Source organism: Streptomyces similanensis (genome assembly GCF_039543625.1).
Classification (GTDB): Bacteria; Actinomycetota; Actinomycetes; order Streptomycetales; family Streptomycetaceae; genus Streptomyces; species Streptomyces similanensis.
This window is the reverse complement of record NZ_BAABKC010000029.1, coordinates 44,565-68,113: the sequence shown is the minus strand read 5'-3', so window position 1 is coordinate 68,113 and position 23,549 is coordinate 44,565. Positions and strand designations below refer to the sequence as shown.

Annotated in this window: 17 protein-coding genes; 9 read left to right on the top strand and 8 right to left on the bottom strand. The window is 71.7% G+C overall.

Features of this window, described 5'->3' with window-relative positions; genetic code table 11:
- Positions 1-90: 90 nt before the first annotated feature.
- Positions 91-1,599, bottom strand: a complete 1,509-nt coding sequence (gene eccD / locus ABEB07_RS10595; protein ID WP_345668045.1) for a type VII secretion integral membrane protein EccD — start codon at positions 1,597-1,599, stop codon at positions 91-93.
- A 368-nt stretch (positions 1,600-1,967) separates the two neighbouring features.
- Here eccD and eccCa point away from each other — a divergent pair, with 368 nt between their 5' ends.
- A complete protein-coding gene (eccCa, locus tag ABEB07_RS10590; RefSeq protein ID WP_345668042.1) occupies positions 1,968-5,939 on the top strand; it encodes a type VII secretion protein EccCa in 3,972 nt (1,323 codons plus the stop codon).
- A 290-nt stretch (positions 5,940-6,229) separates the two neighbouring features.
- Here eccCa and ABEB07_RS10585 read toward each other — a convergent pair whose 3' ends face one another.
- The 5 genes from ABEB07_RS10585 to ABEB07_RS10565 form a co-directional block, all read right to left on the bottom strand.
- A complete protein-coding gene (locus tag ABEB07_RS10585; protein ID WP_164586808.1) occupies positions 6,230-6,529 on the bottom strand; it encodes a WXG100 family type VII secretion target in 300 nt (99 codons plus the stop codon).
- 80 nt (positions 6,530-6,609) lie between these two features.
- A complete protein-coding gene (locus ABEB07_RS10580; RefSeq protein WP_164586806.1) occupies positions 6,610-6,957 on the bottom strand; it encodes a WXG100 family type VII secretion target in 348 nt (115 codons plus the stop codon).
- Between the two features lie 136 nt (positions 6,958-7,093).
- Positions 7,094-8,314 (bottom strand): S8 family serine peptidase, encoded by a 1,221-nt coding sequence (locus ABEB07_RS10575; RefSeq protein WP_345668041.1) that lies wholly within the window; start codon positions 8,312-8,314, stop codon positions 7,094-7,096.
- Between the two features lie 75 nt (positions 8,315-8,389).
- Positions 8,390-10,240 (bottom strand): hypothetical protein, encoded by a 1,851-nt coding sequence (locus ABEB07_RS10570; protein ID WP_345668040.1) that lies wholly within the window; start codon positions 10,238-10,240, stop codon positions 8,390-8,392.
- A 2-nt stretch (positions 10,241-10,242) separates the two neighbouring features.
- A complete protein-coding gene (locus ABEB07_RS10565) occupies positions 10,243-10,683 on the bottom strand; it encodes a hypothetical protein (protein ID WP_425588984.1) in 441 nt (146 codons plus the stop codon).
- 587 nt (positions 10,684-11,270) lie between these two features.
- On the opposite strand from ABEB07_RS10565, the gene ABEB07_RS10560 reads away from it, so the two are divergent.
- The 6 genes from ABEB07_RS10560 to ABEB07_RS10535 all read left to right on the top strand — a co-directional run bounded on the left by ABEB07_RS10560 (position 11,271) and on the right by ABEB07_RS10535 (position 18,351).
- Positions 11,271-11,756 carry a hypothetical protein gene (locus ABEB07_RS10560; protein WP_345668038.1) on the top strand — a complete coding sequence of 162 codons (486 nt, stop codon included), beginning with the start codon at positions 11,271-11,273 and terminating at the stop codon, positions 11,754-11,756.
- Between the two features lie 11 nt (positions 11,757-11,767).
- A complete protein-coding gene (locus tag ABEB07_RS10555; protein WP_345668036.1) occupies positions 11,768-14,068 on the top strand; it encodes a hypothetical protein in 2,301 nt (766 codons plus the stop codon).
- Positions 14,065-14,586, top strand: coding sequence for a hypothetical protein (locus ABEB07_RS10550; protein ID WP_345668034.1), 522 nt, complete (start codon positions 14,065-14,067; stop codon positions 14,584-14,586). The genes ABEB07_RS10555 and ABEB07_RS10550 overlap by 4 nt, the downstream gene beginning before the upstream one ends.
- A 254-nt stretch (positions 14,587-14,840) precedes the next feature.
- A complete protein-coding gene (locus tag ABEB07_RS10545) occupies positions 14,841-15,353 on the top strand; it encodes a hypothetical protein (RefSeq protein ID WP_345668032.1) in 513 nt (170 codons plus the stop codon).
- A 126-nt stretch (positions 15,354-15,479) separates the two neighbouring features.
- Positions 15,480-17,792 carry a hypothetical protein gene (locus ABEB07_RS10540; protein WP_345668031.1) on the top strand — a complete coding sequence of 771 codons (2,313 nt, stop codon included), beginning with the start codon at positions 15,480-15,482 and terminating at the stop codon, positions 17,790-17,792.
- Positions 17,793-18,006: 214 nt separating this feature from the next.
- Positions 18,007-18,351, top strand: coding sequence for a hypothetical protein (locus ABEB07_RS10535; protein WP_345668030.1), 345 nt, complete (start codon positions 18,007-18,009; stop codon positions 18,349-18,351).
- A 24-nt stretch (positions 18,352-18,375) separates the two neighbouring features.
- Here the strand turns inward: ABEB07_RS10535 and mycP are convergent, their stop codons facing one another.
- Together mycP and eccB are read right to left on the bottom strand one after the other, a co-directional pair.
- The gene (gene mycP, locus ABEB07_RS10530) at positions 18,376-19,644 is read right to left on the bottom strand and encodes a type VII secretion-associated serine protease mycosin (RefSeq protein ID WP_345668029.1); all 1,269 of its coding nucleotides are present in this window, start codon (positions 19,642-19,644) and stop codon (positions 18,376-18,378) included.
- Positions 19,645-19,664: 20 nt separating this feature from the next.
- Positions 19,665-21,197, bottom strand: coding sequence for a type VII secretion protein EccB (gene eccB, locus ABEB07_RS10525; RefSeq protein ID WP_345668028.1), 1,533 nt, complete (start codon positions 21,195-21,197; stop codon positions 19,665-19,667).
- A gap of 340 nt (positions 21,198-21,537) precedes the next feature.
- Here eccB and eccE point away from each other — a divergent pair, with 340 nt between their 5' ends.
- Positions 21,538-22,743 carry a type VII secretion protein EccE gene (gene eccE / locus ABEB07_RS10520; protein ID WP_425588985.1) on the top strand — a complete coding sequence of 402 codons (1,206 nt, stop codon included), beginning with the start codon at positions 21,538-21,540 and terminating at the stop codon, positions 22,741-22,743.
- Positions 22,740-23,522, top strand: coding sequence for a hypothetical protein (locus ABEB07_RS10515; RefSeq protein WP_345668026.1), 783 nt, complete (start codon positions 22,740-22,742; stop codon positions 23,520-23,522). The genes eccE and ABEB07_RS10515 overlap by 4 nt, the downstream gene beginning before the upstream one ends.
- The last annotated feature ends 27 nt before the right edge of the window (positions 23,523-23,549 follow it).

The following is a 23,549-nucleotide window of genomic DNA, read 5'->3' as shown; positions in this document are numbered from 1 at the left end:
TTCGGAGGTGACGGAGGGGCGGCACGCGCGTGCCGCCCCTCCGGTCCGTTCGTCCCCCGACCAGCGACGAGGGCCGGCCGCGTGGTCGTATCAGCTGGTCATCGCCCGGACCGTGGAGTAGACGTCGAAGACGGCCAGGGTGAGCGGGACCAGGGTGAGCAGGACGAAGCTCTCCGCGATCTCCAGGAAGCGGCCCCAGAACGGGGTGACGCCGCGGCGCGGGGTGATCAGGCCGATCGCGGTGACCAGGGCCGTCGCCGCGGCGACCGCGGCCGCCAGCCACACGCTGCGGATGTCGAGCGGCGTGGTGTCGCCCTGGAGCGCCTGGCGGACGGCGTCCCACGGCGGGTTCAGCGCCAGTCCGAGGCCGAGGAAGACCAGCGCCGAGAGGCCGGCGGCCAGCGTGGCGGCGACCTGGGCCGTGTAGCGGAACAGGCTCGCGCGCATCAGCATCGCCACGCCGGTCGCCAGTGCCAGCAGCTGCGCCCAGACGTCGCTGGAGAAGCCGAGGACGATCGAGGCGCCCACCGAGACGAGCGCGCAGCCGCCGACCAGGCCGACGAGCAGTTCGTGGCCGCGGCGGGCGCGGGCCGCGACGCGTTCGGCGTCGACGGGCTCGTGGGTGTTCGGCTCGACCTCCGCCGCGTAGCCGCCGCGCGACGGGTTGGGGGCCTCGAAACCGATGGGCAGCCGGGCGAAGCGCATCGAGAGGCCGGGCAGGAAGGCGAGGGCGCCCACCGCCACCGGGGCGCAGACGGCGGCCGTCTCGATGGGCCTGAGGTCGGTGAGGATGCCGACGAAGGCGGTGATCAGGCCGATCGCGGAGGCGCAGACGAACGCCACGAAGGGCCCGTCGCCCCGCGGCGAGACCAGGGTCAGCACCAGGGCGGCGACCAGGACGGCCGCGCAGGCCAGCAGGAACTGGAGCCGCCCGATGCCCTCCCCCGCGTCCAGCGGGAGCAGTCCGGAGCCGGCCACGGCGATGTTGGGCAGGGCGCCCAGACCGAGGGCGATCGCGGAGCCCGGGTCGTCGTAGACCCGCGCGCGCACGCACGCGATGGTGACGAGCAGCACTCCGGCGACGGCGGCCAGGACGCCCTGGAGGGTGTGCATGTCGTGGCGGAGCTGGGAGCTCCAGGCCACGAAGGCGAGCAGGGCGGGCAGGACGCCGCCGGCGACGAGGCCGGCGGCGCGGGTCAGGTCGCCGCTCCACAGGGCGCGGTCGCGGGTGACGGCGGAGGCGACGGCCTCGGAGACGTCGTCGAAGACGGCGGGCGGCAGCGACTCGGCGAACGGCCGCAGCGTGAGCAGTTCGCCGTCGAGGATGCGCTGCGCCGCAAAGGAGCGGGCGCTGTCCAGGACGGCGCCGTCGCGGCGTACGAGGTGGTAGCCGACGGGGGCGCCCTCGGCCGGGCTCTGCTGGGAGAGCCGCAGGATCTCCGGGTACAGGTCGGCGACCGGTACGTCGTCGGGCAGGGCCACGTCGATGCGGCTGTCGGGCGCCACGATGGTGACGCGGCAGAAGCCGAGTCCGGTGCCCGACGCCGTCTGGGGCTCGCCGCCCGGTCCGGTGGCGGCGCCCGGCGCGGAGGCCGTCATGCTCACCTGCTGTTCCCCCTCGTCGTCGGTGTGCGGCCGGTCGGCCGCCGTCGGCACGGCCGGCCGGCACGTCCTCGCACCGCCGGCCGTGAAGATCGTGTGCACGTCGCGCCGGGAGTTCGCGCGGCGTTCCCCCGGCCGCCGGCCGGCTGTGCCGCCCGGCCGGGGAAGTGCGGGAGCCGCTCGCTTCGAACGGCGTGGATCGTCCGGTTTCGCCGGACCGATTCGCAACTGCTCACACGTCCCACCGGCACCCTACCGCCCACCGGCGGCGCCGGTTGTCAGTAGGATCGCGGTTCGCGATCGGCGTCCGCCTGACACGGGGCGGCGGACAGAACACCTCGGTCGGGCAAGGGAATTGGTGCGTAGTGAGCCATATCGTCGTCAAGCGCCCACCGCGGGCACTGCCGAAGGACGTGCCCACGGACGAGATCGTGCTGCAACCCCCGCCGGAACTGCCCCGAGGGCAGCAGGAGGGCGCGCTGATGCAGCTGCTGCCCATGCTCGGCATGGGCGGCTCGGTGGTGTTCTTCTTCAACCCGAACGCCCAGCCCTTCATGAAGATCATGGGCATGGTGATGGTGGCCTCCACGGTCGCCATGGGCATCTCCATGCTGGTGCGCTACCGCCGCGGCAGCCAGGGGCAGATGGCCGACGTCCGCCGCGACTACCTGCGCTACCTGTCGCAGACCCGGCGCGCGGCCCTGGACACCGCGCGGGCCCAGCGCGACGCCCAGTACTACCTGCATCCTTCACCTGAGCAACTGTGGGCGCTGGTCGCCGAGGGCAGCCGGGTGTGGGAGCGGCGCACCGGCGACGAGGACTTCGGCCAGGTGCGGGTGGGGCTCGGTCCGCAGGCCCTGGCCACTCCGCTGCTCGCGCCGGAGACCGCGCCGGTGGACCAGCTGGAGCCGCTGACCGCGGGCGCGATGCAGCGCTTCCTCGCCGCCCACAGCACCCTCGAGGACCTGCCCATGGCGGTCTCGCTGCGCGCCTTCTACCACGTGACGGTCAGCGGCGACCCGGCCACCGTGCGCGCGACGACCCGTGCCCTGGTCGGCTCGCTGGCCTCCCTGCACTCCCCCGAGGACCTGGTCGTCGCCGTGGCCGCCCACCGGGACACCACGCCCGAGTGGGAGTGGGCCAAGTGGCTGCCGCACAGCCAGGCACCGGGCGTCGCGGACGGCGCGGGCAGCAGGCGGCTGATCGCGAGCGACCCGCGGGAGATCGAGGATCTGCTCGGCGCCCGGCTGCAGGGCCGGCCGCGCTTCCACCCGGGCGGTCCGCCGGTTCCCGAGCAGCCGCACCTGGTGGTCGTCCTGGACGGCGTCTCCCTTCCCCCCGACGCGCTGCTGGCCTCCCCCGAGGGCCTCCAGGGCGTGACGGTCCTGGAGGTCGTGCCCGGCGAACTCACCGCCGGCCGCGGCGACCTGTCGATCGTCGTGCGCGCCCAGGAGCTGAGCCTGGAGTCCGCCCACGGCATGGTCTACGAGGGCACGCCCGACGTCCTGTCCTACGAGGCAGCCGAGGCGCTGGCCCGGCAACTCGCCCCGCTGCGCGTCGCCTCGGGCGGCGACGACGACGAACCGCTGCTCGCCAACCTGGAGTTCACCGATCTGCTGAACCTGGGCGACGCCGCCTCCGTCGACACCAAGCGCACCTGGCGGCCCCGCGCCCAGGCCGAGCGGCTGCGGGTGCCCATCGGCCTCGGCGAGGACGGCCGGCCCGTCATGCTCGACCTCAAGGAGGCGGCCCAGGAGGGCATGGGCCCGCACGGCCTGTGCGTGGGCGCCACCGGTTCCGGCAAGTCGGAGCTGCTGCGCACCCTGGTGCTGGGCCTCGCGGTCACCCACTCCTCCGAGACGCTCAACTTCGTCCTCGCCGACTTCAAGGGCGGTGCGACGTTCGCGGGCATGGCCCAACTGCCGCACGTCGCCGCCGTGATCACCAACCTCGCCGACGACCTCACGCTGGTGGACCGGATGGGCGACTCCATCCGCGGCGAGCTGAACCGCCGCCAGGAGATGCTCCGCGACGCGGGCAACTACGCCAACATCCACGACTACGAGAAGGCCCGCGCGGCCGGCGCCCCGCTCCAGCCGATCCCCTCGCTCGTCCTGGTCATCGACGAGTTCAGCGAACTGCTCACCGCCAAGCCCGACTTCATCGACATGTTCGTGCAGATCGGCCGTATCGGCCGCTCGCTCGGCGTGCACCTGCTGCTGGCCTCGCAGCGCCTGGAGGAGGGCCGGCTGCGCGGCCTGGAGACCTATCTGTCCTACCGCGTCGGCCTGCGCACCTTCTCCGCCGCCGAGTCGCGGGCCGCGCTCGGCGTGCCCGACGCCTACGAGCTGCCGAACATCCCCGGCTCCGGGTTCCTGAAGTTCGGCACCGACGAGATGGTGCGCTTCAAGGCGGCGTACGTCTCCGGCGTGTACCGCACCGGCTCGCAGCAGGCCGCCGCGCTGGGCGGTCCGCTGCCCGTGGACCGCAGGCCGGTCCTGTTCACGGCGGCCGAGGTGCCGGTGCGGTACCTGCCGGTGCCGCGGCAGCGCCAGGAGCCGCGGCCCGACGAGAAGGACGACGCGCTCGCCGACACCGTGCTCGACGTGATCGTGCGGCGCCTGGAGGCGCAGGGTCCGGCCGCCCACCAGGTGTGGCTGCCCCCGCTGGACAGCCCGCCGTCGCTGGACTCGCTGCTGCCCGGGCTCGCCCCGGTGCCCGGCCGCGGGCTGACGCAGCCCGGCTACGAGGGCGCGGGCCGGCTCGTCGTCCCCGTGGGCATCGTCGACAAGCCCTACGAGCAGCGGCGCGACCCGCTCTGGACCGACTTCGGCGGCGCCGCGGGCCACATGCAGATCCTCGGCGGTCCGCAGTCCGGCAAGTCGACGCTGGTGCGCTCGCTGGTCGCCGCCTTCGCCCTCACCCATACGCCGCACGAAGTGCAGTTCTACGGGCTCGACTTCGGCGGCGGCGGTCTGTCCTCGCTGGCCGGTCTGCCGCACGTGGGCGGCGTGGCCTCCCGGCTGGACCCGGAGAAGGTGCGGCGCACCACCGCCGAGGTGTACGGCGTGCTGACCCGGCGCGAGGAGTACTTCCGTTCCTCGGGCATCTCCTCCATCGCCGAGTTCCGCAGCCGCCGCGCCAAGGGCGACATCTCGGTCGCCGACCAGCCGTGGGGCGATGTGTTCCTGGTCATCGACGGCTGGGGCAACTTCCGCACCGAGTACGAGGCGTTGGAGCCGCTGGTGCTGGACATCGCGGCCCGCGGCCTCGGTTACGGCATCCACCTCGTGCTCACCGCGTCGCGTTCGATGGAGGTCCGCTCCAACCTCAAGGACCACCTGATGAACCGCCTGGAGCTGCGGCTCGGCGACCCGATGGACTCCGAGTTCGACCGCAAGGTGGCGGCCAACGTGCCCACGGGCGTGCCCGGTCGCGGCCAGACGCCGCTCAAGCAGCACTTCATGGCGGCGGTGCCCCGCATCGACGGCCTGTCCTCCGACACCGACCTGGCGGACGCGGCGACGGCGCTGGCCGCCGAGGTCGGCCGGCACTGGGAGCAGCCCGGGGCACCCGAAGTGCGGCTGCTGCCCCGCGAGTTCGCGGCGGCGCAGCTGCCGCCGGGCGACCGCTTCCCGAACCGGGGCGTCTCCTTCGCCCTGGACGAGGACAACCTCGAACCGGTCTTCGTGGACTTCGACCAGGACCCGTTCTTCCTCGTCTTCGGCGAGAGCGAGTCCGGCAAGTCGAACCTGCTGAAGCTGCTCATCCAGCGCCTGACCGAGCGCTACGACGGAGACAGCTGCAAGCTGTTCGTGGTCGACAACCGCCGCGCGCTGCTGGGTGTGACCCCGACCAGTCATCTGGCCGAGTACATCCCGATGTCGAACCAGATGCAGCACCACATGGACGCGCTGGCCGACCTGATGCAGCGCCGCACGCCGACCTCGGACGTCACACCCGAGCAGCTGCGCGACCGCAGCTGGTGGCGCGGGCCGACGGTGTACGTCGTCATCGACGACTACGACCTGGTGTCGACGTCCAGCGGCAACCCGCTGGCCGGTCTCACCGAACTCCTCCCCTTCGCCCGCGACGTGGGCGTCCGCTTCATCATCGCCCGCTCCACGGCGGGCGCGGGCCGCGCGGGCTACGAGTCCTTCATGCAGCGCATCAAGGAACTCGGCGCCCAGGGCGTGGTCCTGGCCGGCGATCCGGCCGAGGGCGAGGTCCTCGCCAACGTACGGCCGCGGCCGATGCCGGCCGGGCGGGGCGTGTTCGTCTCACGGCGGCAGGGGCGGCCGCTGGTGCAGGTGGGGTTGGTGCGCGAGGGGGGCTGAGCGGGTCCCTCGCATCGCGTCACGCCGCGGCGACGCCGGGTCGCGCCGCGGCGTGACCGTGTGCGGGCCGCCGGCGGGCTGTTCCGGGAGGCTCGGCGGCGGGGGGTGTGGGGGCGGGTTCGGGCGTACGGGGGTGCGGGGCGGGTCGGATGCCGGGGCGGTTCGGGGCGTGCGCCGGGGCGGTTCGGAGCGTACGGGGGGGCGGTTCGGGCGTACGGGGTGCGGGCATGCCGGAGGGTGGGCGCCTCCCGCGCGCGCCCACCCCGGGTTCTGCTTCGTGCGGCCGGTTCCTACTGGAAGTAGCTGGCGGCCTTCTTGTCGCCTTCCATGTACGTACCGCCGGACTGACCGACGACGTGACCGATGCCGGCCAGCGCCTGGTGGATGTCGGTGGCTTCCTTGTCCCAGCGGTTCAGCTTGTCGTGGAAGGTGCCCTGGGCCTGGCCCTCCCAGTACTGGAGGCTGTTCATCACCAGCAGCTTGAGGTCGCGCAGGTCGCTCTCGAGCTGGCTCGCCTCGTTGCCGATCTGGGTGGCCGCGACGTCGAGCCCGTTGTAAGTGACTGACAGACCGTCAGCGTTGTTGGCCATGCTTGTCTACCTCGTCTCGCAGATGTGTCTGGGGTGGTGTGCGCCGGCCGCCGGGCCGGCGCCGCCGAGTGCGGTCCGGCTCAGTAGGAGCTCAGGGCGGACGTCGACACGGTGGGCGCGCCGTCCTTGACGTCGATCTTGTTGACGGACGCGCGGACCTCGTCTTCCTTGCTGTCCTTGATGTTGCGCGTCGACGTCATCGCCTCGATGACCTCGCTGAGGATGTTGCCGATGTTCTGCAGCGAGGTGTTGATCTCGTACTGCTTCTTGTCGAAGGCGGCGCGGCCGATGCCCTGCCACTGGCCCTCCAGGCTGTCGATCACGCCCTGGAGGTTGTGCACGCGCTTGCGGATGTTGTCGTACTTCTCGACCATCTGCTTCTGCAGGTGGACTACTGCGGCATCTTCGAGCTTCTGCTTGTCGGACATGTGAGCCCGCCCCTTTCTCTGTCTGTCTCTCGGACCAACTGTCCGCCCCTCGGCGTGCGTTGCCGCACGGCGGTGGGCGGGTGCTGCGTGCCCTGTGCCTGGGGTGCAGGCACGGGGCCACAGACGGCTGATGACGTCACCTGGCGCGTCGCGCCCGCACGACGGCGAGGCCGCCACCGCCGACCACCACGACCGCGGCGGCCGCGCCGAGCGCGATCCACAGGGTGTTGCTGTCACCGGGCGACTCCGCGGTCGATCCTGCCGCAGATGTTCCGCCGGTCGTAGTCTTTTGCGGGGCTTGTGACGTGGCTGATGCGGAAGCGGCTTGGGGCGCCTCGGGCGCCGGGCTCTCGCCGTCCTCCGCCGCGAGCGGGTCGGCGTCCGCGGGGCCGGCCTTGTAGTCGGCGTTCTCCAGGACCAGGCGCGGCCGGACGGACCCGTAACCGCCGTACTTGCTGGGCTTGTCCTTCGGCCAGGTGCGGCCGGCCGTGTCGATCAGGGAACCCAGGACCTGGTTCGCCGTCCAGTCGGGGTGAGCGGACCATACGAGGGCCGCCGAGGCGGACACGAGCGCCGAAGCGGCCGTGGTCCCGCCCCCGTCCGCGCAGTACCGCTGGAACGTGGCGTCGCACCAGCGGGGAAGGTCCTCCCCCGGCGCGGCCAGATCGACGTAGTCGCCGTACTGGGAGGTCGAGGAGACCTCCCAGTTCTTGTCGCCGGCGGCCACGCCGACCACGTGCGGATACGCCGCCGGGTACTGGGTCTTGTTGCCGTCCTTCCGGTTGTCCCCGGTGCCCGCGACCATCAGCACGCCCTTCTTGACGGCGTAGTCGAAGGCCACGTCGCCGACGATCTGGGTGCCGATCGTGTACTCGTTGCCGACCGCGAAGTCGATGATCTTCGCGCCGCTGTCGACAGCGGCCTTCACCGCGGTGGCGAGCGGGTAGTTCGGGTCCGGAAGCTCGTCGTGCTTGAGCGGCGGGACACGGATCGGGATGATCTTCACCCCGGGGGCGAGGCCCTTGAGGCCACCCCCCTTCCCGGTCCCGGCGATCAGCTCGGCGGCCGTGGTTCCCTGCCCGGTGGTGTCATCCGTCCGAGTGACGCTGCCCTTGCCGAGCCCGTCCTTCACCAGGGCGTCGACACCTTGGAGCACCTGCCCTCGAAGAGACGGGGTGTCCGGGTTCACCCCCGAGCCGATGACCGCGACCTTGATGCCCTGCCCGGTGCCGGCCTTCCACATCTTCTCGGCCTGCATCGGACCCAGGTACCACTGCTGGGACTGGGCGTCGGCGGCGGCGGCGCTCGGAGCGAGACCCAGGCCGGCGGCGGCCAGGGCGCCGACGACCGCGGCCACGGAACGGACTCGTCGTCCGCGCGCCCTGAGGAGCACAGCCTGCTCGGCACGTCGGCTGGTCCCTGACTTCATGGGTTACGCGTCCTCTGCTCGGGCTCGGTTGACGACCGGCGGCACGTCACGCCGCGGCCGGGTGGGCAAGTGCGTCTCCTCGTCCTCGACCAGATAGTCGGGACGCTGCGACCCTTCGGGGTCGGGCCGGTCTCCGGGCTTTCGCCGGGCGCCGGGTCCGCGCACCAGTCCGGCGCCGCCGCGGGTCATTCCGTTCCGCTCGGCGCGGCTCTCCGAGGTGCGGGCGGCGGGCCTGCCCGTGACGGTCTCGGATCCGGCGGCGCGGCCGCGCGCACCGGGCACGGTGTTCCCGGCGGGCCGTCCCGTCGTCTCGGGAGCCCCGAAGACACCGCGCTGTCCCGGCCGGCCGGCCGCGGAGCGCGCGTCGGTGGCGCCCTCGGCCCCTATGACCGTGCCTCGCGGGATCCGTCCCGCGCCCTTCGCCGACGCCCCGGTCGCGGTGGGGCGACCGCCCACCACACCGTTCGCGCGCCCCGCGCCGGTGCCGGCTCCGGCGCGCGGAGCCGTGGCGCCGCCGGCCCGCGGAGTGCCGCCGCTGACGCCCCGGCCCACCTGGGACGGGTTCCCGCCCGGGGTGAACCCCTTGGCGCCCTGTCCGGCCTGTCCGGTCTGTCCTGTCGGAGGGGTGCGGCCCATCTGGCTGACGGGGCCTCGGCCGGGCGTGCGGCCCGCTCCCGCGCTGCCCGAGCCGGACGGGCCGGTGCGGCCCGCCGTGGGTCCCGGAATGCCGAGTCCCTTGACCCCGCCCATGCCCTTGGCCAACGGTCCGTTGGCCATCGGGAGCGGAAAACCACCGGTGCCGACGGGGCCGCCGGGCCCGCCGCCGGCGCCGGACGTCTGCGGGAAGGGCGCGCTGTGCTCCGGCGCCGGCGCCGTGGCGGGCGGGGGCAGCGTGCCGACGCTGTCGACGTTCGTCGCGGTGTCCACGGTGGCGGGCACGTCGACGTGGGGTGTGCCCACGGGGGGGACGTGCGGAGTACGGGTGTGTCCGCCGGTGTCGACCGGCCGGTGTCCCGGGACGGGGTCGGCCGGAGCGGTCGCCGCGTGACGGATGGGCGCGCCGTGCGGTGCCGTGCCCGTGGGCGTGCTCACCGCGGTGTGGCCGCCGCCGTGCCGGGAGGGCGGCGGGGCCACCGGCTGGGGCACTCCGACGTCCGGCATGTTCTTGAACTCGGGGGCCGAGGTCTGCAGGCCCTTCAGCTGCTCCGCCGACACCGAGTAGTAGGACGACAACCGGTTCATCTGGTTGATCGCCTCTTGGCGATGCTTCTCGACCCGGACGGCGGCAGCGTAGTGGCCGTTGCTGTCGACCTGTTCCGACTTCGGGAAGGCGTGCGGCTGCTTCTGCTCGTGGGACGGCCGTGTGTCGCGGGGCGGCATGGCCTTGCGTACGGAGGCCAGTCCGACGGCGGCAGCCGTGATCTGGTCGCCGGCGCCCCCGGCGAAGTCGCTCAACTGGTCCGTGCTCGTGACCAGCCCGCGTCCCCACTCGCGGAAGGCGTCGCCCGACTCGCCGACCCAGCTCACGTTCTCGATGTGGCCGCTGAGCTCCGTGGCGGCCGACTTGATGGCGTCACGCGCGTCCCACAGAGCCTTGCCGGAGGACTCCAGATCCTCCGGGTCCGTCTGCTCCACCAGGTCGAGCATCTGGTTGAGGTCGTGGTTCTCGAAGTTCGTCCGCCCCCGCACGGCCTTCCCGTACGGGGTGGCCTCGACCACCGAGCGCACCGGGTCGAGGACGAGGTTCTCCAGGAACCCGCCGCGGGGGCGTTCCTCGATGCCGCGGACGAGGTCCGTGAACGAGTTCTGATGAGAGACGCGGTCCAGGTCGGAGTGGTGCTGGTTGTCGGTCATCGTCACGCCTTCAAGCCGGTGCCGTCGCCGCGGTGCTCAGCGCCCTGGGTGGGCTGAAGGCCCCTGATCTCCGTCTGGATCTCCCAGAAGCGCCGGCGCTGTTCCTCTTCGAGGCTGTTGAAGCCGCGCTGAGCGCCCTGCACCGCGATGCCGATGGCCTCGATCTGCAGATGCAGCGTCTTCGACAGGCTGGTGAGCCGCGCGTGGACGTCGTGGTACTGGTCGTACAGATCGTGCGCCTCGGGGAAGCCGCCGCTCCCGTTGGCCAGCGATCCGAGCCTGATCGTCTGCGCGCTCACCCGCTTCGGATTGCCCGCCGACCCCTCGAGATCGCGCAGCACCGCGTCGACCCGCTTCACGAACTGGTCCAGCGCTTCGCCGCTGGCCTCCAGGTTCGCTGCCCTGGTGGTCGACACTCCTCCCACCATGTCCGCCGGAAGCACGACACTCCTCCCCGTTTCCCCGTGTACGCATCGTCGCGGGCCGGTCGGTGTGCTTCGCTCGATCGCAAAGGCGGCCGGGGCTCGCAACGCGTTCACCACTCTAGTCAGGCCCCGCAACCGGTCCAACCCAGATGTGCCCCAACCTCGTTACAACAGACGGCCGGCGATCGGTTTGCGCGCTTTGCCGTTGCCACCGCGAGGCGCCGTGCGGGGCCTGGCGCGGCGGGGCCCGGCTCTGGGCGCGCGTCGTCGGGGCGGGCGCCGGGCGCGGTCGCCGGTCCGGTACGGACTTCCACGGAACCTCCACACTTGCGGGTGACGCGGCGGGCGGCCCGGGCGGCGGGCGGCCCCGTGACCCGGCGACCTGCGGGTTCGCCGGGCGGGCGGCGTCCCGCCGGTGTCCTGCCGCCTCCGGGGGCGTGCCTCCCCGCCCGGCGTTCGGGCCGGACATTCGCGCCATGGCGGACGGGCCGCGGTCCTCGCCCGCCCCGGGTTGCTAACTTGACCGCGCACCGGACACCGCGACACCGCGACATCAGTGCCCCTCCGCGTGGACGGCGGGCGGGCGCACGGGGAAGGGGGCCACCATGGCGTGGGACGAGTGGGAGAAGCTCAAGACGCGCGCGGCCGAACGGCAGTCGACCGGCATGCGCCTCAACCACGTGGACCCGGACGGCGGGAGCGGGAACGCGGGCGACAGTTCCGGTGACCTGGTGGCGCACACGGACGACCTCGGCGCGGTCGGACACGAGGCGTACATCCTGTGGGACGGGATCAGGAGCGAGGCCGACATCGCCGGGGCCGGTGCGGGCAAGGGCGACACCGGTTCGACCATGCAGGCGGCGGCCGCGCTGAAGTCCCACGGTTTCGCCACCGGCGGCGCCCTGGAGACGACCGTGTCGGTGTGGACGACGCAGGTCAAGTCCGTACTGCAGGCTTGCGCGCACATCTCCAACCACCTCGACTACACCAAGGCGCGCCACTCGGCGGACGACGCTCAGATCTCCGCCGAACTGCGCCGCCGCGACGGCTCGGCCGTGTCGGTGTCCGCGCTGAACGGCTACTTCACGTAGGGAGACGGCCGATGGCCCTGAAGTACACGGACCTCCTCGACGTCGACCTCGGCAAGCTCGGTACGGCGGTCTCGGACTGGAAGAAGACCGTCGACGGTCTCAAGAAGCTGGCGGACAGCGCCCGCACCGGCCTGGCGGCGAAGTCGGACGCGGCGCGGTGGGCCGGCGTCAACGCCACGGTGACACGGGAGTTCATCACCAAGACGGCCAAGGAGATCTCGGATCTGCACGCCGAGGCGAACAGCGTCCGCCAGGTGCTCGACGACGGCCACACCGAACTCCTCGCGCTGCAGAAGCAGATCAGGACGGCCGTGCGGGACGACGCGGGCGACCTCGGCGTCCGGGTCGACGATCTCGGGGGCGGCAAGGTCCGCTGCTACTTCCCGCACGTCCGGGGCGACAGCGACGAACGTTCGGAGGACCAGCTCAAGGCGCGGCAGGAGCTGGAGAACCGGATCAACGACATCCTGTCGCACGCCGCGGAGATCGACGACTCCGTCGCCCGCGCGCTGGGCAGGATCCACGGCGGCGACGCGTACGACGCGGGGCACAGCACGTACGGGTCCCTGAACGACGCCGAGGCCGAGCGCGCGGTGGAGCTGGCCCGCAAGGGCGACGCGATGTCGGACGCGGAGCTGCGCGAGCTGAACCGGCTGCTGCGGTTCAACTCCCGTGAGAGGGACGGCGAGTTCGCGACGCAGTTCTACCAGGGGCTCGGCGGTCCGGAGAAGACGCTGCAGTTCTACGCCGAGATGTCCGTCGACGGCACCGATCCCGGCGCGGCGAAGACCCGGCTCGACGAGGTGCGGGACCTGCAGAAGGTCATGGGGTACACGCTGGCCAACGCCACCGACCCGGACCACAAGTACCACCTGTCGGACGACTGGAACACCCGGTTCCGGCGCCTGGGCACCCAGCCGATCGGCTGGGAGCGCGGGCAGATGAACAAGCCGTACGGCTACCAGGTGCTCGGCGGCCTGCTGCGCTACGGCGACTACGACGCGCGGTTCCTCACGCCCATCGCGGAGCACATCACCCAGCTCCACAAGGAGGACCCGTACCGCTTCGCGCTGAACAAGCCGGCCGGCAGCCCGGACGCCTACGGTTTCAATCCGTCCGGGAAGCTGGGGACCGGCAACGACCCCCTCAACAGCGTGCTGGAGGCACTGGGGCACAGCCCCGAGGCGTCGGAGAAGTTCTTCACCCAGCCGCCGACCGCCTACAACGAGGACGGCACGGTCAAGAAGGACGGGCACCTCGGCTTCGGTTCGTATCTCGACCTGTTCACCGACAAGGACTTCGAGTGGACGGTCGACACCAATGACACGAACGTCCTGGCCGACGAGGACAAGACGAAGAAGGCCCTGGCCTTCGGCCCCGAGGCCCTCGGCCACGCCCTGGAATCGGCGACGACGGGACGCCCGTACGACAGCGACGACACCGGCGCCGCCATCCGGCACACGGAGGCACGGTCGCAGCTGGTGCATGACATCGTCGACAAGTTCGGCCAGAATCCCGAACTCATCCGGCACAACGAGAACGGCGATCTGGAAGGCGAGGAGACCGGTCCGCTCTACGCGTTGCGCGGAAGCCTCGGAGACATGAGCGCCGAATACATGGTCGACTTCCAGCAGTCACTCGCGCATTCCAAGGGCGACCAGTTCGCTACCTTCGGGGTCTCCGCGGAGCTCTCTCCGACAGAGGCACATCGATTCCTCGCCGAAGTCGGCCAGGACCCGCACGCCTACGCGTCGATCACCACCGCGCAGCAGGCACAGACAGCGCGCATCGTGAATGACGTGATGAACGGGAGCAGCCACTCGTCCGTATCGGACGTGAACCGACTCAGCGACGCCACCTATCCCGGCGGAGTGATCGCGGGCATCATGAGCGAGGCGCGGGCGGACGCCGTCCTCGACTACCACGCGGCTTCGGACAAGGAGTTCAACGAGGCCGCCGCGGACAAGCAGAAGTGGGTGAACCGCATCCTGGGGATGGGGCTGGAGAAGGTGGGCGAGCGGGTTCCCGTCGCCGGCGCTCCTCTCGAATGGGCCTCGGAGGACATCCAGGAGTCCATCATGAAGAGCATCGAGCAGGACTCGTCGGACCAGGCCGAGACGGATGCCACGCGGGCGTACGACTCGGGGCGCCAGGCAGCCAGGGACTCGGCGATGCAGGCTGTCGAGATCGCGACGCGGGGCAAGGGAATGGACCCCGATACGCTCAACGACCTCGGCAATGCCGCAGCGAATGGTGCGGACCAGGGACACACCACCGGGGCGAAGATGGAAAGCGCGGGAGACGCGTCGTGATCCGCGGCAGAGGAGTCGCCCTGCTCGGCGTCCTCGTGGGGCTGGCGCTGAGCGGGTGCTCCGCAGGCGAGAAGAAGAACTACACCGTGCCGCAGGAGTTGTGCGGCGCGAAGGTGACGCCAGGGCTGACGAGCGCCTTGCTTCCGGCGGGAGACAAGCTGCGGGTGGAGCCGTCGCAGTCGGGCGGTCCCAGTCCGCGCCAGTTCTGCGACGTCCTGGTGGACGGAAACATCGAGCTCAAGGTCGAAGGCGGGTGGCAGCCCTCCGGGACCACGGCGCAGCAGGCGGCGAGCAAGGCGTTGACGTTCGAGACCCGCTCGACCGAAGGCGGAAGGTTCGCGCTCTCGGACGACAAGGCTTTCACCGTGGTCGACTGCGCGAACGCCGAGCACAAGGCCGGGAGGTTCTCTTTCGAAGTCGCCATCTCCCATCCCGACGGTGATATCGGCGAGAAGACGCAGCGTTTCCTCGCCGCTTTCTCCGAGTCCTACGCGAAGAAACTGCCCTGCCGGAATTGACCTGGGCGGCCGTCTACGGCCGGCGGAGCCGGACGAGGAGGCCGTGAAGAGGCTCGCCACCGGTTCTGCCGCCGCCTGCACGGAGCGGGAGTCCTCCAGACCCGGTTCCTGTGCCTGTCGCCCTCGGATGCGCCAACCGGTCTGCACCGAACCTCCACATCGGGCAATTCCCCCAGAGTGGACATGACCCAATCTTTCCCTTCCGGCGGTTGCTAACTTGACCGTGCTGCATGGTGTGCGGAAGGGGTTGTGGGATGGCGTGGGACGAGTGGGAGCGGCTCAAGGCCGAGGCCGGTGAGCGGCAGTCGGCTCGGATGCAGTTGAACCATGTCGATCCCGGGGGCGGCACCTACGGGCCGTACGTCGTGCCGAGCCAGTACGGCGATCTGAAGGTCAAGAACGGTCGGTTGGAGAAGATCGGCACGTCCGCGCACACGCTGTACAACCAGCTGTGGGACAAGGCCCGTGTCGCCGTCCCCAGCAGTGACTCCGCCGCGACGGACCTGTCCAAGCAGGGCTTCGCGCTGGGCACCGGCCTCCAGCACGTGTCGGACCGCTGGGAGCAGCAGCTGAAGTCGCTGATGGACGCGTGTGCGCAGATCGCCAACCACATGCACGTCACCAAGAAGCTGCACGCCGGTGACGACGGCTACATCCAGCGGCAGATGAGCAGCATCGACACGCTGGACGCGGGCTTCGACGAGCGGGTCGGTGCGCCGGGCAGGAAGAACCCCGTCCACGGGACGCCCCCCGCGAAGAAGGACTAGCGGAGCCCTGCGGGGGTGCCGTCCCGGCACAGACGCGGTCGCCCCGCACGCCTCCGGTCCTCGCCGACACCGACATCAGCCGACCGTACTCGCCACCTCCAGCCACCTCCAGGGGACGACGAACCGATGGATCTCGAGGCCCTGCGCCACGCCAACTTCAGCCTGCTCGGCGACGCCGTCACCGACTGGTCGACGCTCGTCACCCACCTCAGGGAACTGAGGAAGGACGCCGACGACACCCTGCGCAAGGCGGCGGGCGAGGCGGACTGGGCGGGTGTGAACGCCCAGGTGTCCAAGGAGTTCATCGGCAAGACCGCCGGGGAGTTCGCCGACGCCCACACGCAGGCCACGACGATCCGCGACATCCTCCAGGACACCCTGGGGGAGCTGAAGGGCTACCACCAGCAGCTCACCGAGGCCATCGCGCGCGGGGAGAAGCAGGGGATGAGGGTGTCCTCCGGCGGCGGAGGCGGGTTCACCGTCACAGCCGGCGAGGCCGGCGACGCGGCGGGGCAGAAGGCCGAGCAGGGCGATGTCGACGCGCTGTGCCGGGAGATCCAGGGCATCCTCGACAAGGCGACGGAGAGCGACACTTCGGCCAGTACCGTCCTCCAGGCGATCTCCGACCAGAGCGCGCTCGGCTTCTCGGACGCCCAGTACAAGGACCGCGACTCCGCGGACGCGGCCGTCAAGGAGGCCGACGCGCTGGCCGCGCTGGCGGGGAAGAAGCCCGAGGACCTGACGGTCGAGGACTTCGACCGGCTGAACACGGGGCTGAGGAAGTACGCCGACGACCCGCTGTTCGCGGAGCGGTTCGCGACCGATCTGGGGCCGCGCAAGACGTTGGAGTTCTGGTCCGGGCTCAATGATCCGGCCCGGGGGAACTGGGACGTCGGGCAGAAGCGGCACGATCAGTTCGACGACGTGCAGCGCAACCTGGGGCTGGCGCTCGCCCACGCCACACAGAGCGACTCGGCGAAGATGACCGAGTGGAAGCGCACGATGATCGACCTCGGTGACAAGCCGCTGTACGGCAACCACGGCGGGCCGATGGGGTTCCAGGTGATGAGCAACCTGATGCGGACCGGGGACTACGACGACCGGTTCCTGAAGGACTACGGCACCAAGCTCATGGCGACCGAGCGCGAGCTCACCGACAAGGGGCGGCACGGGAACGGCTTCTGGCGGTGGTCGCCGTCGATTCCGCTGCTCAACCGGATCGGCGAGGACAGCGGCGCCGATCCGCTCACCGGTTACCTCAAGGGCCTGTCCAACAGTCCGGACGCCGCGACGGAGTTCTTCAACCAGGAGTACGTCTCGAAGAACGATCCGGACGACCCCTTCGAGCGGGACACGGACGACAACGGCAAGAAGGGGAAGGTCTCGCTGTCCAACTTCCAGTACCTGTTCGAGGAGCGGGAGTGGCCGCAGGAGAGCGACTCCCACGGGGACGATCTGGACACCGGGAAGAACAATCTCGCGCTCGCGCTGGAGGCGGCGACGACGGGGCATCCGGCGGGCGAACTGCCGACGGCCGACACCGCCCCGCACACCAAGGGCCAGGCGAGCCTGTTCAACTCCCTCGTCTCGTCCGTGGCGGACGACCCCGAGCGCCTCACCAAGAACGGCTACATGTCCGACAGCATGGGCCAAATCGCTTCGGAGTACCTCCCGGACATCAACAGGGCGACGAGTGACGTCACCAGGGACGCCGACTCGAAGTCCTGGCAGGCCGTGGAGCGGTTGTTCCCGGTCGCCGGGAGCGACGCCGAGCTGGGTCACACGGACGTCACGAAGTTCCTGTACGCCGTGGGCCAGAACGAGGAGGGGTACGCCGCCGTCGAGGTCGGTCAGCAGGCGTACACGGCCAAGTTGATGGATCACCACCTGAACCCCGAGCTGCCCGCCGACCAGCGTTTCTCTCAGGATCCGCAGACCACGGTCCACTACATCTCCGAACGTTCGGGAGAAGTGTCGGGAACCCTCGGACTCGGACGCCAGCAGGCCCTCGGCGAGGCGGCTTCCGAGAAGGACAAGGACTACGACTACGCGGTGTCCCAGTACAAGAACTGGATCTCCGGCGGGGTCGGGACGGCGGTCGGGGTGGGTACGTCCGGCATCGCGACACCGTGGGTCGGAGCCGCGGTCGGAGGCGGTGCGGGCACCGTCACCAGTGCCGTGCTGGAGAAGGTCTTCAAGGATGCCGAAGGACATGCTCTGGACGACGCCGCCGACGCGATGGGCGACCGTTGGCAGGCCGGCCTCACCAAGAACAACGAGTACGTCGGCCTCGGCGCGCAGAGCGCCGCGGAGAAGTACCACCTGACCAATGCCGGGGATGTGGACACCTGGGCCCGGGAGGGCGCTCGCCAGGGGTACATCAACGCGCGGGCCGTCCTGGACGGACAGGCTCCCGGGAGCACCACCAACTTCGGATGACCCTCTCCCCCATCGGACGATCATGAACCTTTCACGCACCCTCGCACACCGTCGCTCCTTCCTCACCGTGTCGGGAGCGATCGCCTTGCTCATCGCTCTGCCGGGATGCGGGGGGAGCACGCAGAAGCGCGAGTACACGGTGCCGGACTCCCTGTGCGGGACGTCCGTCGACGCGCAAGCACTCTCGGCGTTCCTTCCCTCCGGGAAGAGGCTCATGACCAAGGCGACCACGACGGCGCAGGGTTTCAAGTGCGGCGTGACCGTGGACGGCAAGCTGGTCGTCACCACCTCTCAGGAATGGTGGAACGCCATGTCCGTACGCGAGTTCGCGCGGGGCATGACCCTGGACGACCCCGACCACGACACGGACGACGGTGTGTACGCCTACTCGGGACATCAGGCGTTCGGCAAGGCCGACAGCTGCCACAGCGCCAAGCACAAGGGCCAGGTGCTGTTCACGGCGATCCAGGCCACCGGCTCCGACCACCGCGACGCCGGCGCCATGAAGCGTCTGATCACCCGCTACACGCAGGCATCCACGAAGACACGGTGCGGTTGACGACCGCGCCGGAAAGCCGCGTCCTCACAACGCCCCGCTCGCCCTCCCCCGGCGCCGGCGGGCGTCTCGTACCGCTATCGCTGTGCCGCTGAGGGCCGCTACCAGGATCAGGGCGCTGATCGCCACGTAGGTGCCCAGGCGGTGGTTGCGTTGGGTGGGGGTCTCGCCGAAGTGGAGGGGGGCGACGGCGGGGGGCTGGGCGCGGGTGACGCCGCCCTCGGGACGGGGGGACTGGACCGGGCGGGCCGGGTCGACGTCGGTGAGGGCCCGGACCGGGTCGACCACGCCCCAGCCGACCAGGCGGTCGTGGCCGGGGATGGAGCGCTCCGCCGTCTGCTCGATCTGGGCGACGATCTCGCGGGCGCTCCAGTCGGGGTACTTGGACTTCAGCAGGGCGGCCACGCCGGCCACGTAGGGCGCGGAGAAGCTGGTGCCGTTGTCGGAGCAGTGGCCGCCGCCGGGGACCGTCGAGATCATGTCCACGCCGGGTGCGGCCACGCCGACGAACTCGCCGGACTGGGAGAACGCGGCGCGCTCGTTGTTGCGGTCGGAGGCAGCCACCGCGAGGACGCCCTCGTAGGACGCCGGGTAGGTGATCTGGACGGTGCCGCCGAGGCCGTCGTTGCCGGCCGAGGCGACGACCACGACCTGGTGGCCGAGGGCGTAGTCGACGGCCTGTTCGAGCGCGGAGTCGGGGCGTACGGCGTTCGCCGTGTCCTGGGAGATGTTGATGACGTCGGCGCCGGCGCCGACCGCGTGCCGGATGGCGTCCGCGAGGGTCTTGGCCGTGCCGTCGCCCTCCGCGTCGTTCTGCTTGATCGGGATGATCGTCGCGTCGGGGGCGAGGCCGACGAAGCCGGTGCCCTTGGCGGGGCGGGCCGCGATGATGCCGGCGACGCGGGTGCCGTGGCCCACGGTGTCCGTGGTGCCGTGGGCGTCGCCGCGCTCGATCTTCTCGCCCCTGGCGTTCTTCGGGGGCAGGTTGTTCATGCCCTTGGACGCGTCCACCGCCTGCTTGAGCTGCGGGTTCTTGACGTCGACGCCCGTGTCGATCACGGCGACCCGGACGCCCTTGCCGGTGGACAGCGCCCACAGTTCGTCGAGGTTGACGCGTTGCAGGGCCCAGGGCCGGCCGGTGTACGGCTTCGACGGGAAGGTGCACTGGCCGTCGTCGGCGTGGGCGGCGGCGGGCAGGGCGAGGACCGAGGTGGCCGCGGTGAGCGCGGTGGCCGCGGCGACGACCGCGGCCCGGATGGGCGTCCCCGCGCGGCGGCGGGCGTGTGCCTTCAGCATGAGTGCGTCTCCTCCGGCCGCTACGAGCCCTGCGGCTGGCGGGCCGCCGCCTCCGACAGGCGCGGTCCGGTCGGCAGGAACGTCGACCACTCCATGGGGACGGGAGTGGGGTTGACCTTGGCGTACCCCAGCCGGGTCTGGGCGATCTTCGCCTCGTTGAGGGCGTCCTTGCGCTGCTGGGCGGTGGTGCCGATGCCCTTGTCGTCGGTGGCGCTGTCGCTGTTGGACTGAAGGGCGTAGCGCAGGCCGGTGTCGGTGACCAGGAAGACCCCGCCCGCCTGGGTCTCGGTGCCCTGGAACTGGCGGAAGAGCAGGCCGGAGCCGGCGGTGACGTACGCGCTGGAGGAGCCGGTGGGCAGGTCGGCGGGGAAGTCGGCGCCGGCCCAGGTGGACAGGGTGGTCGTGCCGTGTCCGTCGACCGAGCGCAGTACGTTGCAGACGGTGTCGCGGCCGCCGGCGGCACCGCCGCCGTCGTTGACCGTCCGCGGCTTGTAGGCCGGCCAGGTCTTGTCGCCCTCGAACGTCGTGCTGTCGGTGACCGCGCCGGGGCTGACCTGCTGTGCCTCGCCCGCCTGCCCGACGTCCACCAGCTGGCGGCTGTTGAGCAGCAGGGTGGCGGTGAACTCCGAGATCCGCGCCACCCGGCCGCGCAGCACCACGTAGTACTGCATGCGCCGGCCGTCGTACGCCTTGATGACCATGCCGATCTTGTCGTACTGGTCGTACTGCTGGAGGCCGCTGAACGCGCCGGCCTTGGCGCCCGCGGCGCCGTCGATGTGCGGGACGGCGATGTCGTCGCCCTTGTGGAAGGTCGCCAGCCACTCCTGCGAGACGCGCTGCGGTGCGCGGCCCTGGGTGTCGAGCGCCTTGAGGAGTTCCGTGCCGGCCGGGTCGGCCAGCCGGTAGCGGTAGCCGCGCGCGTCGACGACGTACTGCGTCCTGCCGTCGGGGGCGACGACGTACATCAGGTCGCCGCCGGTCGTCCGGTCGCGGCCCTCGACCTTGGCCCAGTCCTTCTCGGCCAGGACGAACGCCGCCTTCTGGATGGCCCGGCCGCCGGCGCCGGGGCGTTCGCACACCGCCCACCGCTTGGCGGCCTCGGCCTCCTCGGGGGCGGGCAGCCGGTCGGGGGCGTAGGGGATGCCGATGGTGGCGCCGTGCGGGGGCTTGCCGCTGTCGAGGACCTTCTCGTCGACGGTGATGACGCTGTCCTTGGCCGGGTCCAGCAGGAGCCGGGCCGACGCCATGTTGAGGACCGGGTGCAGCTGCACCTGCTTGCCCGTCTTCAGCACCACGTACCGCGTCGTGGACTTGCTGGCGACGATGACGTGTTCGCCGGGGGTGTCCCAGCCCTTGGGGGCGGTCGGGCTGAACATGCCGATGCCGCCGAAGACCGCGAGGACGACCGCGCCGACGACGACGCCGGGCACCACCGCGCCCAGCGGCTTGGGGGCGCCCTCCTCCGAGCCCGACGCGGCGGGCCGCAGGAAGGACGCGAGCATGCGGCGCTTCGCGAAGGTGTAGGCGTTGAGTTCGTCCCGCCGTGATGCCATCTGTTCCGCTCTCTCCCCGTGCAGAGCTGTGAAGGGGGTGTGGAGAATGCGCGCGCTCCGTGCCCGTCCCCCGGACTGCCTCTGGTGCCTCGGCTGTCAGCACCGGCCCCTACTATGCCTGTTGCGGCGCACCGCCCGCGGCACGGGTAGGGTGCTGGGGCCCGGAAGGGGCCGTGCACGAGGGTTTTCGGGAGAGTTCGGGGGTTTTGCAGTGGTGGCTTCCGCAGCACGGACCCGGTCGCGATCGCAATCGGGGTCACGATCGGGCGACGGGGGACGGTCGGGCTCCCGCGCGCCCCGCACCGGCACACGTGTGTCCGGCCCGCTCGCCGCACCCCGTCTGACCTCGCGTCCGGGCAGCGGCGGCGCCTCGGCCCGGCAGCGGCTCGTGCTGCTGGAACTGGCCGCCGCGCTGGTGCTGTGCGGCTGGGCGGTCGGCACGGTCGCGCTGGTCGCGGCCGCCGTGGTCGCCGCCGCGCTGGTGGCGCTGGCCTTCGTCCGCCGCCGCGGCCGCACCCTGCCGGAGTGGCTGGGCACCCTGCTCGCGCTGCGCGCCCGCAGGCGGCGGGCCGCGAGCACGCCGGCGCCCCAGGGCGTCGAGCCGGGACTCGCGCCGGTCGTCGAATGCGACCCCACCCTGCGCACCCACTCCTACGGCGGCCACGACCGGCGGCCGGTCGGCATGATCGGTGACGGCACCTTCGTCAGCGCCCTGGTGCAGGTGGAGGCCGACGTCGCCGCGCTGCGCGCCGAGCGGGGCCGGCAGCCGCTGCCGGTGGCCCTGGTGCGCGACGCGCTGGAGGTGGACGGGATCCGGCTGGAGTCGGCGCAGATCGTGCTGCACACCCAGCCCGCGCCCGCGCTGCACCTGCCGCAGCACTCGGTCGCCGTCACCAACTACGCCCCGTTGCAGGCCCGGACGGGCGCCCCGGCGGTGCGCATCACCTGGATCGCGCTGAAGCTGGACCCGGAGCTGTGCCGGGACGCGGTGGCGGCGCGGGGCGGCGGTCTGGAGGGCGCGCAGAAGTGCCTGGCCCGGGTGACCGACCACCTCGCCAGCCGGCTGACCGGCGCCGGTTTCCGCGCCACCGTGCTCAACGAGGAGGAGCTGACCGCCGCCCTCGCCACCTCCGCGTGCGCCAATCCGCTGGTGACGGCGGAGGCCGGACGGACCGAGGTACGGGAGCGGCGCACCGAGGAGCTGGGCCGCAGCTGGCGCTGCGACAACCGCCGCCACACCACCTACTGGATCCACCGCTGGCCGCAACTGGGCGGCCAGGGAGCGTCGTTGGCGCAGCTCGTGGCGCAGCTGACCAGTGTGCCGGCGCTCGCGACCACGTTCAGCCTGACGCTGTCGCGGGCGGAGCGGCGGGAGACCGCGCTGTGCGGGCACCTGCGGGTGACCGGCCGCAGCGACGACGAACTCGTGGCCGCGCGGCGGTCGTTGGAGGACGCCGCCCGGCAGGTGGGCGCGCAGCTCGCCCGGCTCGACCGGGAACAGACGCCCGGCATGCTCGCCACGCTGCCCCTGGGAGGCGCCCGATGACCGCCACCAGCGCACGGTCGGCCCCTTCCCCTTCCGCCGCCGGGCCGTCCGCCTCCGCCGCCGCGCGGATGCGCGACCGGCTGCGCAGCGGCCTCGGGCTGAGCGGCCCGCGGCACGCACGGCACGCGCTCTCCGCCGAGCAGGTGGACTCGCTCGCGCTGCCCATCGGGGACGACGGCGTCGTCGTCGGCGTGGACACCGAGGGGCAGCCCGCCGTCCTCGGGCTCAACCGGCCCACGCCCTACGACGTCGTGCTGATAGGGAGCCTGTGGACGGCGCAGGTGCTGGCGCTGCGCGCGGCGGCCACCGGCGCGCGGGTCGCCGTGGAGACGGGCCGTCCCCAGGCGTGGATGCAGATGGTGCACGCCATGGGCGGCGGGCAGAACGGCCTGGCCGTGTACGAGGTGGGCCGGGTGCCCCCGCAGGGCGCGTCGGCGGGCACGCCGGTGCTGGTGGTGCGGGACTGCGGCATGCGGCCGCCGCGCGGGCGGGTGGTCTCCGGACCCTGGCAGTCGGTGGTGACGCTGCTGCCGTACCTGAGTCCGGTGGCGCCCCGGCTGATCCGGCAGGCGCGGCTCGTCGGCGTGCAGCGGATCTCGCCGGACGAGGCCACCGAGCTGGGCCGCACGATGGCGTTGCCGCGGCCCGACATCGAGTCGCTGCCCACGCTTCCCGACGGGGTCACCCTGTGGTGCGCCGACCGGGACCGGCAGTACGTGATGACGCAGCCGACCGACGCGGAGATCGGGTTGCTGGGGACGCCCCGGCGGATGGACTGAACGGTCGCGGTGTTGACGGCGCGGGGC

Bases quoted from the DNA above. Each gene is read 5' to 3' on its own strand.
- eccD (WP_345668045.1), bottom strand. From the start codon at position 1,599: ATGACGGCCTCCGCGCCGGGCGCCGCCACCGGACCGGGCGGCGAGCCC.
- ABEB07_RS10585 (WP_164586808.1), bottom strand. From the start codon at position 6,529: ATGGCCAACAACGCTGACGGTCTGTCAGTCACTTACAACGGGCTCGAC.
- ABEB07_RS10580 (WP_164586806.1), bottom strand. From the start codon at position 6,957: ATGTCCGACAAGCAGAAGCTCGAAGATGCCGCAGTAGTCCACCTGCAG.
- ABEB07_RS10570 (WP_345668040.1), bottom strand. From the start codon at position 10,240: ATGACCGACAACCAGCACCACTCCGACCTGGACCGCGTCTCTCATCAG.
- ABEB07_RS10560 (WP_345668038.1), top strand. From the start codon at position 11,271: ATGGCGTGGGACGAGTGGGAGAAGCTCAAGACGCGCGCGGCCGAACGG.
- ABEB07_RS10555 (WP_345668036.1), top strand. From the start codon at position 11,768: ATGGCCCTGAAGTACACGGACCTCCTCGACGTCGACCTCGGCAAGCTC.
- ABEB07_RS10545 (WP_345668032.1), top strand. From the start codon at position 14,841: ATGGCGTGGGACGAGTGGGAGCGGCTCAAGGCCGAGGCCGGTGAGCGG.
- ABEB07_RS10540 (WP_345668031.1), top strand. From the start codon at position 15,480: ATGGATCTCGAGGCCCTGCGCCACGCCAACTTCAGCCTGCTCGGCGAC.
- ABEB07_RS10535 (WP_345668030.1), top strand. From the start codon at position 18,007: ATGACCAAGGCGACCACGACGGCGCAGGGTTTCAAGTGCGGCGTGACC.
- mycP (WP_345668029.1), bottom strand. From the start codon at position 19,644: ATGCTGAAGGCACACGCCCGCCGCCGCGCGGGGACGCCCATCCGGGCC.
- eccB (WP_345668028.1), bottom strand. From the start codon at position 21,197: ATGGCATCACGGCGGGACGAACTCAACGCCTACACCTTCGCGAAGCGC.
- ABEB07_RS10515 (WP_345668026.1), top strand. From the start codon at position 22,740: ATGACCGCCACCAGCGCACGGTCGGCCCCTTCCCCTTCCGCCGCCGGG.